Below are 14,244 nucleotides of genomic sequence, written 5' to 3'. Positions count from 1 at the left end.
ACACAGTGACCCAACCAGTGCGGGCTCTGCCTTGAGGCAGTTTTGTTGTTCTCGGCCCGGTTTTGGGGCGAACCCCAAAGGCAATTCCTTTCCAAAAGAATCAGTTAGCTGCGCCTCCGCGTTGTTGTTTTTATTGTGCTGGAGTCGGTACGTCTTATTTTTATTAGCTTTGGATCGTGCTTGTTATTGTTGTTGTACCAGCAATAAAGCAGAAGCCGTGCCAGTTTTTGCAAACCCTTTAAATACAAGGGCTTGTGTGTTTTGTGGGGTGGCGGGGTGGCATAAAAAAGCCGGGTTCTCGTTACCATAAGACCCGGCATTTGTTACTAAGTGTTGGATGGGTAACAGGCGGAGGGAACCTTGCGCCCTGGCATTTGTCACCGCCGCAGGGCATGCCCGTCTCCCTCATCCGGCGCTGCGCGCCACCTTGACCCACATGGATGTGGCGAATGCGGCAATCCCTCCGGGAGCGGGAGCCGCCTCCCGGAGGGAGAAGGACATAAGGATGGTGTCGCTATGCGACTTCCGCCTTAACCTGCGGTGGCGCCCGAGGATTTGCGCCGCGGGATGCCCAGGCGCTGGCGGCGTTCCCACAGGCATTTGCGGCTGATGCCGAGTTTGCGCGCCAGTTCGGTTTCGGTCATATGGTCCTGATGCTCGAGGACGAAGTGCTGGAAGTAGTCTTCCAGGGACAGGTCCTCGGTCGGTTCGCTGGGCTCGTGCCCCAAACCGCCGTCTTGGACGGCCAGGCCGGTGAAGTCGTCTTCCAGGTCGTCCAGTTCGATATCTATGCCCAGCAGTTCGGCCGAGATGCTGTTGCCTTCGCAGAGAATCACCGCGCGCTCTATGGCGTTTTCCAGTTCGCGCACGTTACCCGGCCAGGGGTAGTGGCGGATCGCCTGCTCGGCATCCGCGGCGAAGCTCAGGTCATTGCGGCCCTGGCGGTTGCATTGGCGGATAAGAAAGGCGCGGGCGATCTCTATCACGTCGGCGCCGCGCTCGCGCAGGGCGGGCAGCTTGAGGGCGATCACGTGCAGGCGGTAATACAGGTCTTCGCGGAACTGGCCGACTTTCGCCAGGCTCTTGAGGTCGCGGTGGGTCGCGGCGATCAGGCGCACATCGACCTTCTGTGACTGCACCGAGCCGACCCGGCGAATCTCGCCTTCCTGTAGCACGCGCAGCAGGCGCGCCTGGGCTTCCAGTGGCAACTCGCCGATTTCATCGAGAAACAGCGTGCCACCGTCGGCGGCTTCGACCAGGCCGGCGCGGCCGGCGCTGGCACCGGTAAAGGCACCTTTCTCATGGCCGAACAGCTCCGACTCGATCAGGCTTTCCGGGATGGCGGCGCAGTTCACCGAAATTAGCGGGGCCTTGGCGCGCCGCGAGAGGTTGTGCAGGGCGCGGGCCACCAGCTCCTTACCGGTGCCGGACTCGCCCTGGATCAGTACGTTGGAGTCGGTCGGCGCGACCTTGCGGATCTTGCTGTACATCTCCTGCATGGCCGCGCAGGAGCCGATGATGCCGATCTCGCCGTTGCTGTTGTCGACGACCTTTTCCGCGGCGTTGCGGCCGCTGGCCGGGCGTTCGCTGGGGGCGTTTTTTGCCTGCTGGTGATCGCGCAGGATGCGCGCCACGGTCTGCAGCATCTCGTCATGGTCGAAGGGTTTGGCGATGTAGTCCACCGCGCCCATCTTCATCGAGTCGACCGCCGAACGCAGGCTGGCGTAGCTGGTCATGATCAGCACCGGGGCGCCCTGGGCCAGCTTGATCAGCTCGGTGCCGGGAGCGCCCGGCAGGCGCAGGTCGCTGACGATCAGGTCGAAGCTGGGAATGCTGAAGCGTTCCTGGGCTTCCTGTACCGAGCCGGCCTCGCTGACCTGGTACTGGTTGCGTTCGAGCAGGCGACGCAAGGCAGAGCGGATAATGGTTTCGTCTTCGACGATCAAAATATGAGGCATTAATTCGGTCTCTCGACGGTCTCGGAAGCCCTGAGCGGGGTCGTCTCGACCTCGCTGGCGGGTTCTCTAGTAGCTGGTTTAAGTCGCTATGGACGTCGCCTCGACATGCCGCGGCAGGCTGACCCGGATGCGGGTGCCACGCTGTTGCTCGGGGTCGGCCGGGCTGTCGATTGTTATCTGTCCATAATGCTCTTCCACGATCGAATAGACCAGTGCAAGGCCCAGCCCCGTCCCTTTGCCCGGGTCCTTGGTGGTGAAGAAGGGTTCGAACAGGCGATCGATGATGGCCTTGGGAATGCCGCTGCCTTCGTCCTCGACTATCAGGTCGACGGTGTGCTCGAAGGCCTCGCTCTTGACCCGGATCGCCGCCCCGGGCGGGGAGGCGTCGCGGGCGTTGGACAGCAGGTTGATCAGCACCTGGGCCAGGCGTTGCGAGTCGCCGCAGGCCCAGTGCTCGGGGTCGCACAGGTTGAAGAATTGCACCTCGACGCTGCGCCGGTTGAGCGCCAGCAGGGCGATGGCGTCACGCGCCACGTCGGCCAGGCACACCGGCTCTTCGCTGTTCTGATGGCTGCCGGAATGGGCGAAGCTCATCAGCGACTGGACGATGCGCGAGACGCGTTTGGTCTGCTCGATGATCTGCTCGCTGATCTCGGTCAGTTCGCCGTCGCCTTCGCGCTCCTCGCGCAGGTTCTGCGCCAGGCAGGCGATGCCGGTGATGGGGTTGCCGATCTCGTGGGCCACCCCGGCGGCCAGTCGGCCAATGCTGGCCAGGCGCTCGGAGTGCACCAGCTTGTCTTCCAGCAGCTGGGTTTCGGTAAGGTCCTCGACCAGCAGCACCAGGCCGCTATTGCCCGGCGCCAGGGGCTCGTCGATGGCCGCCTTGTGCAGGTTGAGCCAGCGGGTCTGGCCATCGAGGGCCAGGCGTTGCTTGTGCAGGTGCTCGTCGGGCAGCTCGATAAAATTCTGCAGCAGGCCGCGCCAGGGTTCGCCGAGGCTGGTCAGGCGCGAGCCGACCACGTGCTGCGCGGGAATTTCGGTGAGCTCTTCCATGGCCTTGTTCCACATCAGGATCTCCTGATCCTTGGCCAGGGAGCAGACGCCCATGGGCAGCTCCTGCAGGGTTTGGCGGTGGTAGCGGCGCAGGGTGTCGAGCTCGGCGGCCAGGCCCGTGAGGCGCGAGTGATAGTCCTCTAGGCGGCTCTCGATAAAGTGGATGTCTTCGGTGACATAGGTTTCGCTGCCGGCCTTATAGGGCAGGAAGGTCTCGACTATGTCCTGGGCCACGCTGGGGCCCATCAGGCCGGAGAGGTTGGCCTCGATGCGGTCGCGCAGGCGGCGCAGGGCATAGGGGCGGCGTTCATCGAAGGGCAGGTGCAGGTCGCGCAGGGCCTGCTCGATTTCATGCTGGGCGGTCCGTGCGCCCAGGGGCTTGGCCAGTTGGGTGGCGAATTCCTGGGGCGAGGCCGCCAGCAGCTCACGCCGTTGCGGGCGGCGCACGTTATCTACAGCGCAGGCTTCGGCGGCGCTTTTTTCTTCATCGCTGGCTTCGGTGAACAGTGAGACCAGGGTGAACACCAGCACGTTGGCCGCCAGCGAACCTATGGCAGCCAGGTGCCAGCTGCTGTCATCCAGCACATAGATGACGTTGAACCAGGGCAGGTAGAAACCCTGCAAGTTGCCGATCATCGGCAACAGCATGCTCAGCACCCAGACGCCGATACCGGCCAGCAGGCCGGCGATAAAGCCTTTGCGGTTGGCGGTTGGCCAGTACAGCACCGAGAGTACGCCGGGGAGGAACTGCAGGGTGGCGACGAAGGCGACTATGCCGAGGTTGGCCAGGTCCTGTTCGGCCCCCAGCAGCAGGTAGAAGCCATAGCCGGCCATGATGATCATCAAAATCAGCGCGCGCCGGGTCCACTTCAGCCAGCGGTAGATATTGCCTTCGGCGGGCGGCTGGTACAGCGGCAGCACCACGTGGTTGAGCACCATGCCCGACAGCGCCAGGGTGCTGACTATGATCAGCCCGCTGGAGGCCGACAGGCCGCCGACGTAGGCGATCAGCGCCAGGGTCTGGCTGTTTACCGCGATGCCGACGCCGAGGGTGAAGTATTCCGGGTTGGTGGTGGCACCCAGCTTGAGCCCGGCCCAGAGAATCAGCGGCACCGCCAGGCTCATCAGCAGCAGGAACAGCGGCAGACCCCAGCTGGCGCTGACCATGGCGCGCGGGTTGAGGTTCTCGGTAAAGGTCATGTGGTACATGTGCGGCATGACGATGGCCGAGGCGAAGAACACCAGCAGCAAGGTGCGCCAGGGGCCTTCCTGCAGCGGGGTGTGCAGGCTGGTCAGGGAGTCCTGGTTCTGCACCAGCCAGTGCTGCAGGTCCTGCGGGCCATCGAATACGCCATACAGCGCATAGAGGCCGATGATGCTGATGGCCACCAGCTTGACGATCGACTCGAAGGCGATGGCGAACACCAGGCCCTCGTGTTTCTCCCGGGTGGCGATATGGCGGGCGCCGAACAGGATGGTGAAGAGGATGATCAGGCCGCAATAGGCCATGGCCACCCGTTCCTGCACCGGCTCGCGGGTGAGGATGCCGATGGAGTCGGCCACCGCCTGGATCTGCAGGGCCAGCAGCGGCAGCACGCCGATCAGCATAAACACCGTGCTCAGCGCGCCGGCCCAGGTGCTGCGAAAGCGGAAGGCGAACAGATCGGCCAGGGACGACAGCTGGTAGGTGCGGGTGATGCGCAGAATCGGGTAGAGCAGCACCGGCGCCAGCAGAAAGGCCCCGGATACCCCCAAGTAACTGGCGAGAAAGCCGTAGCCGTATTGGTAGGCCAGGCCCACTGTGCCGTAGTAGGCCCAGGCGCTGGCATATACGCCCAGCGACAGGGTGTAGGTCAGCGGGTGGCGGATGACCCAGCGCGGGATCAAGCCGTGTTCGCTGATCCAGGCCACGCCGAACAGCACCAGCAGGTAGGCGGCGCTGATCAGGATCAGCTGGCTCAGGCTAAAGCTCGTCAGCATCACGTTGGCTCTGCGAATAAAGATAGAGGGCGGTCACGGGGGTGCGCCGGTGCTGATCAGAGTTTGTCGGCATCGCGCTGGCTCTGCGAATAAAGATAAAGAGCGGTCACGGGGTTGCGCTGCTGCGGCTTAGAGTTCATCGGCATCGCGTTGGCTCTGAAGGATAAAGGTCACGACTATAAGGATCAGCCACAGCAGGTAGGGCCGGTACCAGGCGCCATTGGGGTCGATCCACCAGTCCATGATGGCCGGGGAGAACAGGTAGATCCCCACCACCAGGATCAGAACCAATCGGTAGATATACATGCCGCATCTCTTCGCAAGGGTGCGGCGATGGTAACGGATGCGCGCGGCTCTGCGTAGGCGGGCGGTGACTCGGGGTGACGGGCTGGTGGCGGATGGGTCTGGCTTTTATACCTAGGTGCTACTTGAGTTGCATAACCAGGCCTGGACTGTGATTTTGCCGCGGGTCGCCGCTGCGCGAGGTGATACGCGGCGGCAGCCATGATTCTGCAGGTGGCGCTTGAGTCTTTGGCTTAGCCTTTGACGGCTTTCCAGACGCGCGTGGCCAGGCTGACCAGGGCCAGGGCCACGGCCCCGGCGGCTATGCCCACCAGGGCATTGGCCAGGGTCGGTAGCAAGGCGGCCAGCAGGGCGCTATTGGCCGCGACGCTCTGCGCCAGTTGCTCAATCCACTCCTGGGCGGCATGCACGCCATGGGTGAGGATACCGCCACCGACCATAAACATCGCCGCGGTGCCGAGAATCGACAGACCTTTCATCAGGTGCGGGGCGGTCAGCAGCAGACCGCGGCCCAGGGCCCGTTGCAGACGGCCGAACAGGCCCGCGCCGCTGCGCTGGTTCAGATACAGGCCGGCGTCATCCAGTTTGACTATGCCGGCCACCAGGCCGTAGACGCCTAGGGTCATCACCAGGGCGATGCCGGACAGCACCACCACCTGCTGGGTGAAGCTGGCGGCCGCCACTGTGCCCAGGGTGATGGCGATGATTTCCGCAGAGAGGATAAAGTCGGTGCGGATCGCGCCGCGGATCTTGTCCTTCTCGAAGGCCAGCATATCCACCTGCGGGTCGGCGATGGCGTGCAGCAGTTCTGCGTGCTGCGCCTGATCTTCGGCTTTGCTGTGGAGAAACTTGTGCGCGAGTTTCTCGAAACCCTCGTAACAGAGGAAGGCGCCGCCGAACATCAGCAGTGGGATGATCGCCCAAGGCGCGAGGGCGCTGATCAGCAGGGCGGCCGGCACCAGAATCAGTTTGTTCTTCAACGAGCCCAGGGCCACCGCAAACACCACCGGCAGCTCGCGTTCGGCGCGTATGCCGCTGACCTGCTGGGCATTCAGCGCCAGATCGTCGCCCAGTACACCGGCGGTCTTCTTCGCCGCGACTTTGGTCATCACCGCCACGTCGTCGAGTACGGTGGCGATGTCATCGAGCAGGGTTAACAGGCTAGCGCCGGCCATGGAGAAGGTTCCTTGTCTATTTCTATAGCTTTATGCAGAAGGGAACCGGCGCCGAGCAGCCTGGCGGCGGTTCGGCAGACTTATACGTGAGTCCGCAGGTCGCGGCCATAGGCAGCCGGCGAGCTTTTGCGCGGGGGCCGGAGAGCAGCGGCGAGGCGGGGGCGCGCTCAGTCGTGGCTGCGGCCAGCGCCCCCACTGGCGTAGGCGGCGAGCAGGCGGCGTAACAGTTCATTAATGGCCATGGGGCTTCTCCAGTTATTGATGTCCACCACGCTACGTCTGCCGAGCGCAACTGGCCTGTTGATTATCTCGATGGGGTCCATAGCCGCTGGCTGGGGCCGGGTTGTGCACAGGCCTTCGGCTAACGTCACGGAGTTGTGCACAAAGACTGTGGAGCGAACTGTGGATAAGGTGGGTGCAGGCGCTTGCGGCCCTAGTCCTGCGGCTTTTTGCACGACCTGTGTGTTTTTTGATCAGGCGATTTTTTATCGTTAAAACAGCAAGTTAGTCTGGTTATTCAGGATCGGATGGGGTAGCCGTGAAGTTGTCCACGGCTATTGTGGGTAGAGCTGTTGATAACTCTGGTATGCCTGGCTGGAGGCCCCGGATGCCGTGCTTTTGCGCTGTCTGGTTGCTTTTTGATCAGTCTTGCTAGGCTGGCCGAGGCGGCATGCAGACATCCCTGAGTCAAGAAATAATCGAGGTATTTCAAGGGATTGTCAGGAATGAGGAAGGGGCAGTGGAGACTTATCCCGGATTGCTGTGGAGCGTTCTGTGGATAAGCTGCGTACGCCTGCGTTCAGGCCATGCCTAGCAAGGCCTGAACGTGGTTGGTGGTTTTTTGTCCAGACTTGCGCGGCTTATTCGGGCAGCGCGCCGATCCGGGTCGAACGCCCCAACACCTGCAGGGCGCGGTCCGGGTAGTCGGTGATCAGGGCCTGGGCGCCCAGGTCGAACAGGCGGCGCATGCTCGGTTGTTCGTTGATGGTCCACAGCTGCACGTTAAGCCCGCGCTCCTGGGCGGTCTGGAGCATGCGCGGGCTGGCGATCTGCAGGCCGTCATGTTGCTCGGGGATCTGCAGTGCCTGGTAGGACGGCGACAGCAGGCCGCCCAGGCCGAGCCAGTTGAGCGCCACCAGCAGGCGTACCGAGGCGGGGCCGGCCGAGGTGGCCACTCCCGGGCACTGTTCGCGGAACAGTTGCAGGCTGCGGTCGTAGAAGCTGCCGACTATCACCCGGTCGCGCTGCTGGTGCGCCTCTAGGGCCGCGCACAGCTGCGCCTCCATGCCGACATCCGGCACCTTGATCTCTATCACCTTGGCCTGCTCGGGGAAGCGTTCGAGCACCTCGGCGAAGGTCGGAATGCGCACGCCCTGGCCGCGATAGGGATAGCTCTGGCCACCGTCGGCGCTCCAGCGGTAGCCCGCATCCAGGGCCTGCAACTGCTCGCGGCTGAGTGCGGCGACCGGGCCTTGGCCATCGGTGGTGCGACCCAGGGTGCGGTCGTGGATCACCATCAGCTCGCCGTCACTGGACAGGCGCAGGTCCATCTCCAACATATCCACACCCAGGTCGCTGGCGCGCTGGAAGGCCAACAGACTGTTTTCCGGCCACAGCCCCCGGCCGCCGCGATGGGCGATAACCAGGGGCTGTTCGCCGAAGGCGGCGAGTACCGCCGGTTGGCTGGCCGGGCGGCTGGTCTGGGCCAGGGCGAGCAGGGTGACGGCAAGCAGTGCGAGGGGAATCAGCAGAAAGCGGGCGAGGCGCAGCATGATGGTTTCCAAAGGGGCAAGGTGGGTCCGGTAAGGCGCGCCGACTATGCCAAAGCAGGCTGCGCCGAGCGAGAGGTGAAAAGCGACAGCTAATAGACGATTGCGGACAAGTTAGGAGAGGGGGGCGGACAAGGCTTCGCCCTACGCAGTTGCAAGGTTTTTGCTGGACATGCCGTCGCGCGGCTGGTCCAGCACCCAGAAAGATGCGCTCTTAGCCGGCCAGCAGCCAGCCTCCGCTAAGCGCCGCGGCGGCACCCGCCAGGCGCAGCAGAGGGGCGGCGGCTGGTGGCAGCAGGCGCACCAGGGCATAGCCGCTGGCATGCAGGGCGGCGGTGGCAACCACGAAGCCTGTGGCGTAACCCCAGGGGCTGGCCAGCTCCGGCAGTTCCAGGCCGTGGGCCAGGCCATGACTAAGGGCGAACAGCGCGGTGAGGCCGAGGGAAAGCGCCAGCGGCAGACGTATGGCCACGGCCAGCAACAGGCCGAAGGCCAGTACCGAGGCGGCGATACCGGTTTCCACCAACGGCAGTTGCACGCCGTTAAAACCCAGCAGGCCGCCCAGCAGCATGCTGGCGACAAAGCTCAGCGGCAGCGCCCAGCGCGCCGCGCCGGATTGCTGCGCGGCCCACAGGCCGACGGCGAGCATGGCCAGCAGATGGTCGAGGCCGAACAGCGGGTGGGCCAGACCGGCCATCAGCCCTGAGTGGTCGTGGCCGCTATGGGCGAAGGCCGCGGCCGGGGTGAGAAACAGGGCAATGGCGAACAGCGATTTACCTAGGTTCATAACAGGCTCCTTGCGTTGAGTCAGGCGGCAGTCAACATGCCGTGTCGTTCGATAAAGGCGATGATTTCATCCAAGCCCTGGCCGATCTTCTGGTTGCTGAAGACGAAGGGCTTGTCGCCGCGCATCTTCAGGGTGTCGCGCTCCATCACCTCGAGGGAGGCGCCGACCAGCGGCGCCAGGTCGATCTTGTTGATCACCAGCAGGTCGGATTTGCAGATGCCCGGGCCGCCCTTGCGCGGCAGCTTGTCGCCGGCGGACACGTCGATCACATAGAGGGTCAGGTCCGACAGCTCCGGGCTGAAGGTGGCCGACAGGTTGTCGCCGCCGGACTCGACGATGATCAGGTCCAGGCCGGGAAAGCGCCGGTTGAGCTGATCCACCGCTTCCAGGTTGATCGAGGCGTCTTCGCGGATGGCCGTGTGTGGGCAGCCGCCGGTTTCCACGCCGATGATCCGCTCCGGCGCCAGGGCCTCATGGCGCACCAGAAACTGCGCGTCTTCCTGGGTGTAGATATCGTTGGTGACCACCGCCAGGTTGTAGCGCTCGCGCAGGGCCAGGCACAGGGCCAGGGTCAGGGCGGTCTTGCCGGAACCGACCGGGCCGCCGATGCCAATGCGCAGGGGTTGGCTGTTCATCTTCGAGTCTTCCTTATCAAGAGCGGAATAAACGGCTGTATTGGCGCTCGTGCGCCATGCTCGCCAGGGCCAGGCCGAAGGTGGCGCTGCCCCAGTGTTCGGGTTGCATGGCGCTGGCCTGCTGCTGCGCCTGCTCGAGCAGGGGCAAGAGTTCGGAGGTCAGGCGCTGGGCGGCCTGCTGGCCCAGGGGCAGGGTTTTCATCAGCACTGCCAGTTGGTTCTCCAGCCAGCCCCACAGCCAGGCGGCCAGGGCGTCCTGCGGGCCGATCTGCCAGGCGCGGGCGGCCAGGGCCCAACCGACTGCCAGGCCCGGTTCCCCCAGTTCGCTAAACAGCTGGCGGGCCTGGGCATCCAGCTCGGGCAGGCCGCACAGCAGTTGTTCCAGGGAATAGCCCATCTGCCGGCTTTCCAGGCGCAGCTCGCGGGTTTCGCGGCTGGCGCGCTGTTGCTCGGCCAGGCTCTGCAGGCGCGCCCAGTCGTTGTCGGCGGCGGCCTGGCAGTGAGCCAGCAACAGCGGCGCTTCGAAGCGCGCCAGATTGAGCAGCAGCTGATCGGCGATCCAGCTTTTCGCGCTGGCGGCGTTATGCACCAGGCCTTGTTCGACGGCCATTTCCAGCCCCTGGGAATAGCTATAACCACCGATGGGTAACTGCGGGCTGGCCAGTCTGAGTAACGCCCAGGCCTTATTCACCGGGATGCTCCGAGCCGCAGCTTATGTACTGTGTTGCCGAGTGCGCTGTAGCCAGCTTGTTATTCGGCAGCTGTGGGCTGGCGAGCCTGAGCAGCTGCCAAGCCGGGTTCACGAGCGCACACCAAACTGGTGCAGGCGCGGCGCATAGCTGAATTCGGCGTCGCCGGCGTGCGAGTGATGGTGGCCGCCGCCATAGGCACCTTGTTCGGGCTGGTAGGGCGCTTCGACGCTGGTGACCGTCGCCCCCAGCTGTTCGAGCATGGCCTTGAGCACATAGTCGTCCGGCAGGCGCAGCCAGCCGTCGCCCAGCTGCAGGGCGACATGGCGGTTGCCCAGGTGGTAGGCGGCGCGCATCAGCTCGAAGGGATTGGCGCAGGTCACATGCAGCAGCGGCTCGGCGCGGGCGCGTACGCGCACGATGCGGCCGTCCTCGGCTTGCAGGCATTCACCGTCGTGCAGCGCCGGTTGGCCGCGTGGGAGAAACAGACCGACATCCTCGCCGCTGCGGCTGAAACAGCGCAGGCGGCTTTTGCTGCGGGCGTCGAAGCTCAGTTCCAGTTCGGCGTCCCAGTGCGCCTGGGTGGCAATACGGTGGTGAATGACCAGCATGGGTAGTTTCCGGCAGGGCTATGCCGGAACTAGAGCAAGGGGCTTGCCAATCCGCTTCGGCGCCGCGCTGGCCGCGCCTGGGCTGAGTCGGTGTCAGGAATTGGGGCGTTGCCCGGGTCGACTTGGTGCGCGGCTGACTTTGGTGCGCCGTTTGGGTGCGATCCGGGTCAGTCCCTGGGCTGGCCCAGGCCCTGCCAGTGCTTGGCGCCGATAAAGATAAAGCGCAGCTGCTCGATCATCTTGGCTTCGGGGGTGGCGTGGGCCGGCAGCGCGGGGGCAGGCGGGTCGATCAGTTCCGGCAGGGTGGCGAATACGGTCTTCACCACCAGGTCGGCGATGACATTCTGCGCCGGTGCGTCGAAGTGCTGCAGCTTGGGCATGGCGGCCAGGTCCGCCACCAGGTCGGCGGTGATGCGTTCGCGCAGGGCGCCCACGGCCTGGCGTACCAGCTGCGAGCCGCCGTACTGCTCGCGGGCGAGAAAGAGGAATTGCGAGCGATTGGCCGCCACCGCCGCGAGGAAGATGCGCACCGAGGCGTCGATCACCCCGCCCAATTCGAACTCATGGTGGCGCACCTGGCGAATGGTCTCGCGAAAGGTCTCGCCGACCTCCTCGACCAGCGCCAGGCCGAGTTCGTCCATGTCCTGAAAGTGCCGGTAGAAGCCGGTCGGCACTATACCGGCGCTGCGCGCCACCTCGCGCAGGCTCAGGCTGCCGAAACCGCGGCCGCTGTCCATCAGGCTGCGCGCAGCCTCCATCAGGGCGTGGCGGGTTTGCAGTTTCTGTTCGGCGCGCGGCTGCATCGGCTTCTGGCTTCCAATCAAGGCTGGCTCCATCAATAAGCGCCGCACTCTAGCAAATGGCCTTCGCCTGCGTCGAACCGAGGTTGTTCGATGAAATCGAGTGAACGACTGTTGACTGAGTTGGCATGCTCTGCCAGTCTGGTGAACGGTTGTTCACTGGAGTGACTGTTATGGCCCTGATGCCTTTTGCTTGGATGCGTGGACTCTCGCTGTGGCTGCGGCCCTTGCGTGGCTTGGTGGCGCGTGGCTGGCTGCGCGAGAGCGATGTCGATACCTGGTTGGCGTTGTTGCATCCGGCCCTGCGCCTGAATCGGGTGATGGCGCGGGTGGTGGCGCGGCAGTGGGTCGCCGACGACATGCTGGCGCTGTGCTTGCGGCCCAACGGCAATTGGCGCGGCGCGCAGCCGGGTCAGCATCTGCAGCTCTATCTGCAGCGCAATGGCGTGCGCCTAAGCCGCAGCTATAGCCTGACCGCACTCCATGCGGACGGCAGCCTGGAGATTGCGATCAAGCGCCAGCCGGGTGGGCGGGTTTCGCCCTATCTGCTGGAGCAATTGGCAGTGGGCGAGCTGCTGGAGCTGGGCCCGGTCCATGGTCAGTTGTGTTGGCCAGCGGCCGCTCAGGGCGTGCTGCTACTGGCCGCCGGTAGCGGTATCACGCCGCTGCTGGGCTTGCTGCGCGCGGCCCTGGCCCAGGGCTGCAGCGCGCCCATCAGCCTGCTGCATTACGTGCGCGAGCAGGGCCAGCGCGCCTTTGTCGCCGAGCTGCAGGCCTTGCAGGGGCAGTACAGCAACCTGCAGGTGCGTTGGGCTTTGACCGGCGCAGACGCGGTTGATACCGAACTGCAGGGCCGTTTCCGTGCCGAGCATCTGCAAGCCGTGGCCGACTTGAGTCAGCGCGCAGTGCTCAGTTGCGGCCCGGCCGGTTTTGTCGGGCAGGTGCAGCAGTGGTGGCAGGGCGCCGGGGGGCACGGCGAGCTGCAGGTGGAAGCCTTTACCCCGCCGGCGCTCAGCGCCGATATCAGCCTGCGCTCGGTGCGCCTGGGCTTTGCCCGCAGCCGTCAGGTTGCCCAGGCGGATAACCAGCGCAGCCTGCTGGAGCAGGCCGAAGCCCTGGGGCTGAAACCGGCCCATGGTTGCCGCCAGGGTATCTGCGCCAGTTGCACCTGCACCCTGCTCAGCGGCGTGGTGCGCGATCTGCGCTCCGGTGCGCTGTTCAGCGAGCCGGGGCAGCCAATTCGCCTATGCGTCAGCGCGCCCCATGGCGATGTTGAGATCGATCTCTAATTCCGAGGAAAGCCCATGCGTAGCGATCGCGAATTGTCTGTCGAGGAACTGGATGCTTTTGGCCACGAGCTGGACGCCTTGCGTCAGCGCACGCTAGCCGATCTGGGCGAAGCCGATGCGCGCTATATCCGCCGTATCCGCGCCGCCGTGCGCTTCTGCTGCTGGAGCGGGCGGGCGCTGCTGATGCTCGGCTGGTTGCCGCCGACCTGGCTGCTCGGCAGCGCGCTGCTGGGGTTGGGTAAGATTCTGGAAAACATGGAGCTGGGGCATAACGTGATGCACGGCCAGTACGACTGGATGAACGACCCGGAGTTTGCCGGGCGCAGCTACGAGTGGGATATAGCCGGGCCCGGCGACTTCTGGCGGCATACCCACAACCATGTGCACCACACCTGGACCAATGTGCTGGGCATGGACGACGACGTCGGTTACGGCCTGGTGCGGTTGTTTCCCGAACAGCGCTGGAAGCCCTTCTACCGTTGGCAGCCGCTGTGGGTGACGATTCAGGCCGTGCTGTTCCAGTACTCGATAGCGATCCAGCACCTGCGTCTGGACAAGGTCTACAAGGGCAAACTCAGCCGCGCCGAGGTGGCACCCTTGCTCAAGCAGTTCAACGCCAAGGTGCTGCGCCAGTGGGGCAAGGACTATCTGTTCTTCCCGTTGCTGGCGTTGCTGCTCGGCGCCAACGCCCTGGCGGTGCTGGCCGGCAATGTGCTGGCCAATTTGCTGCGCAATCTATGGACCTTTGTGGTGATCTTCTGCGGCCACTTTACCGAGCAGGCCGCGGTGTTCAGCAAGGAGTCGGTGCTGGGCGAGAGTCGCGGCCATTGGTACCTGCGTCAGCTACGCGGCTCCAGCAACCTTAGCGGCGGGCCGCTATTGCATATTCTCACCGGCAACCTCAGCCACCAGATCGAGCATCACCTGTTTCCCGACCTGCCGGCCCGCCGTTATGCGGCCCTGGCCGTGGAGGTGCGCGAGATCGCCGCACGTTACGGCCAGGTCTACAACTGCGGCAGCCTGTGGCGCCAGTTCGCCACCGTGCTTAGGCGTATCTGGATCTATCGCCGCGCCCCGCTAGCAACCTGTTGAAAACTACCTGCGTTGCCCCTCTGGATAAAAGAAAAGGGCGTTAAAAACAGGCTCGGCAAGCCGCTTGCGGCTAACGCGCTTTAGCGCGGCCCGCAGGGCGAGC

General features: G+C 64.4%; 12 protein-coding genes. 2 read left to right on the top strand and 10 right to left on the bottom strand.

The window, feature by feature from the left end:
* Positions 1-530: 530 nt before the first annotated feature.
* From Q8Q83_RS03815 to fabR, 10 genes are all read right to left on the bottom strand, one after another.
* Positions 531-1,958, bottom strand: a complete 1,428-nt coding sequence (locus tag Q8Q83_RS03815; protein ID WP_305621263.1) for a sigma-54 dependent transcriptional regulator — start codon at positions 1,956-1,958, stop codon at positions 531-533.
* 78 nt (positions 1,959-2,036) lie between these two features.
* Positions 2,037-4,991: a sensor histidine kinase gene (locus Q8Q83_RS03810; RefSeq protein WP_305621261.1), complete on the bottom strand. Its 2,955-nt coding sequence runs from the start codon at positions 4,989-4,991 to the stop codon at positions 2,037-2,039.
* Between the two features lie 129 nt (positions 4,992-5,120).
* Entirely contained in the window at positions 5,121-5,297 is a 177-nt protein-coding gene (locus Q8Q83_RS03805; protein ID WP_003244646.1) for a hypothetical protein, read from the bottom strand.
* Positions 5,298-5,527: 230 nt separating this feature from the next.
* The gene (locus Q8Q83_RS03800; protein ID WP_305621260.1) at positions 5,528-6,469 is read right to left on the bottom strand and encodes a DUF808 domain-containing protein; all 942 of its coding nucleotides are present in this window, start codon (positions 6,467-6,469) and stop codon (positions 5,528-5,530) included.
* Between the two features lie 860 nt (positions 6,470-7,329).
* Complete coding sequence (locus Q8Q83_RS03795) at positions 7,330-8,241, bottom strand: glycerophosphodiester phosphodiesterase (RefSeq protein ID WP_305621258.1); 912 nt, start codon at positions 8,239-8,241, stop codon at positions 7,330-7,332.
* A gap of 211 nt (positions 8,242-8,452) precedes the next feature.
* The gene (locus Q8Q83_RS03790) at positions 8,453-9,025 is read right to left on the bottom strand and encodes a HupE/UreJ family protein (protein WP_305621256.1); all 573 of its coding nucleotides are present in this window, start codon (positions 9,023-9,025) and stop codon (positions 8,453-8,455) included.
* A gap of 20 nt (positions 9,026-9,045) precedes the next feature.
* Positions 9,046-9,660, bottom strand: a complete 615-nt coding sequence (ureG, locus tag Q8Q83_RS03785; protein WP_305621254.1) for an urease accessory protein UreG — start codon at positions 9,658-9,660, stop codon at positions 9,046-9,048.
* Between the two features lie 16 nt (positions 9,661-9,676).
* Positions 9,677-10,351, bottom strand: coding sequence for an urease accessory protein UreF (locus tag Q8Q83_RS03780; protein WP_305621253.1), 675 nt, complete (start codon positions 10,349-10,351; stop codon positions 9,677-9,679).
* 108 nt (positions 10,352-10,459) lie between these two features.
* The gene (gene ureE / locus Q8Q83_RS03775) at positions 10,460-10,960 is read right to left on the bottom strand and encodes an urease accessory protein UreE (RefSeq protein ID WP_305621252.1); all 501 of its coding nucleotides are present in this window, start codon (positions 10,958-10,960) and stop codon (positions 10,460-10,462) included.
* A 167-nt stretch (positions 10,961-11,127) separates the two neighbouring features.
* A complete protein-coding gene (gene fabR, locus Q8Q83_RS03770; RefSeq protein ID WP_305621289.1) occupies positions 11,128-11,763 on the bottom strand; it encodes an HTH-type transcriptional repressor FabR in 636 nt (211 codons plus the stop codon).
* Between the two features lie 170 nt (positions 11,764-11,933).
* Between fabR and Q8Q83_RS03765 the strand changes: the two genes are divergently transcribed.
* Positions 11,934-13,049, top strand: coding sequence for a flavin reductase family protein (locus Q8Q83_RS03765; RefSeq protein WP_305621250.1), 1,116 nt, complete (start codon positions 11,934-11,936; stop codon positions 13,047-13,049).
* A 15-nt stretch (positions 13,050-13,064) separates the two neighbouring features.
* Positions 13,065-14,141 (top strand): fatty acid desaturase, encoded by a 1,077-nt coding sequence (locus Q8Q83_RS03760; RefSeq protein WP_305621248.1) that lies wholly within the window; start codon positions 13,065-13,067, stop codon positions 14,139-14,141.
* Positions 14,142-14,244: the final 103 nt, after the last annotated feature.

The organism is Pseudomonas sp. (assembly GCF_030696055.1).
In the GTDB taxonomy this organism is placed as follows: domain Bacteria; phylum Pseudomonadota; class Gammaproteobacteria; order Pseudomonadales; family Pseudomonadaceae; genus Aquipseudomonas.
The sequence above is the reverse complement of the archived record's forward strand: the minus strand, read 5'-3'. Positions and strand labels throughout refer to the sequence as shown.

Bases quoted from the DNA above. Each gene is read 5' to 3' on its own strand.
- Q8Q83_RS03815 (WP_305621263.1), bottom strand. From the start codon at position 1,958: ATGCCTCATATTTTGATCGTCGAAGACGAAACCATTATCCGCTCTGCC.
- Q8Q83_RS03810 (WP_305621261.1), bottom strand. From the start codon at position 4,991: ATGCTGACGAGCTTTAGCCTGAGCCAGCTGATCCTGATCAGCGCCGCC.
- Q8Q83_RS03805 (WP_003244646.1), bottom strand. From the start codon at position 5,297: ATGTATATCTACCGATTGGTTCTGATCCTGGTGGTGGGGATCTACCTG.
- Q8Q83_RS03800 (WP_305621260.1), bottom strand. From the start codon at position 6,469: ATGGCCGGCGCTAGCCTGTTAACCCTGCTCGATGACATCGCCACCGTA.
- Q8Q83_RS03795 (WP_305621258.1), bottom strand. From the start codon at position 8,241: ATGCTGCGCCTCGCCCGCTTTCTGCTGATTCCCCTCGCACTGCTTGCC.
- Q8Q83_RS03790 (WP_305621256.1), bottom strand. From the start codon at position 9,025: ATGAACCTAGGTAAATCGCTGTTCGCCATTGCCCTGTTTCTCACCCCG.
- ureG (WP_305621254.1), bottom strand. From the start codon at position 9,660: ATGAACAGCCAACCCCTGCGCATTGGCATCGGCGGCCCGGTCGGTTCC.
- ureE (WP_305621252.1), bottom strand. From the start codon at position 10,960: ATGCTGGTCATTCACCACCGTATTGCCACCCAGGCGCACTGGGACGCC.
- fabR (WP_305621289.1), bottom strand. From the start codon at position 11,763: ATGCAGCCGCGCGCCGAACAGAAACTGCAAACCCGCCACGCCCTGATG.
- Q8Q83_RS03765 (WP_305621250.1), top strand. From the start codon at position 11,934: ATGGCCCTGATGCCTTTTGCTTGGATGCGTGGACTCTCGCTGTGGCTG.
- Q8Q83_RS03760 (WP_305621248.1), top strand. From the start codon at position 13,065: ATGCGTAGCGATCGCGAATTGTCTGTCGAGGAACTGGATGCTTTTGGC.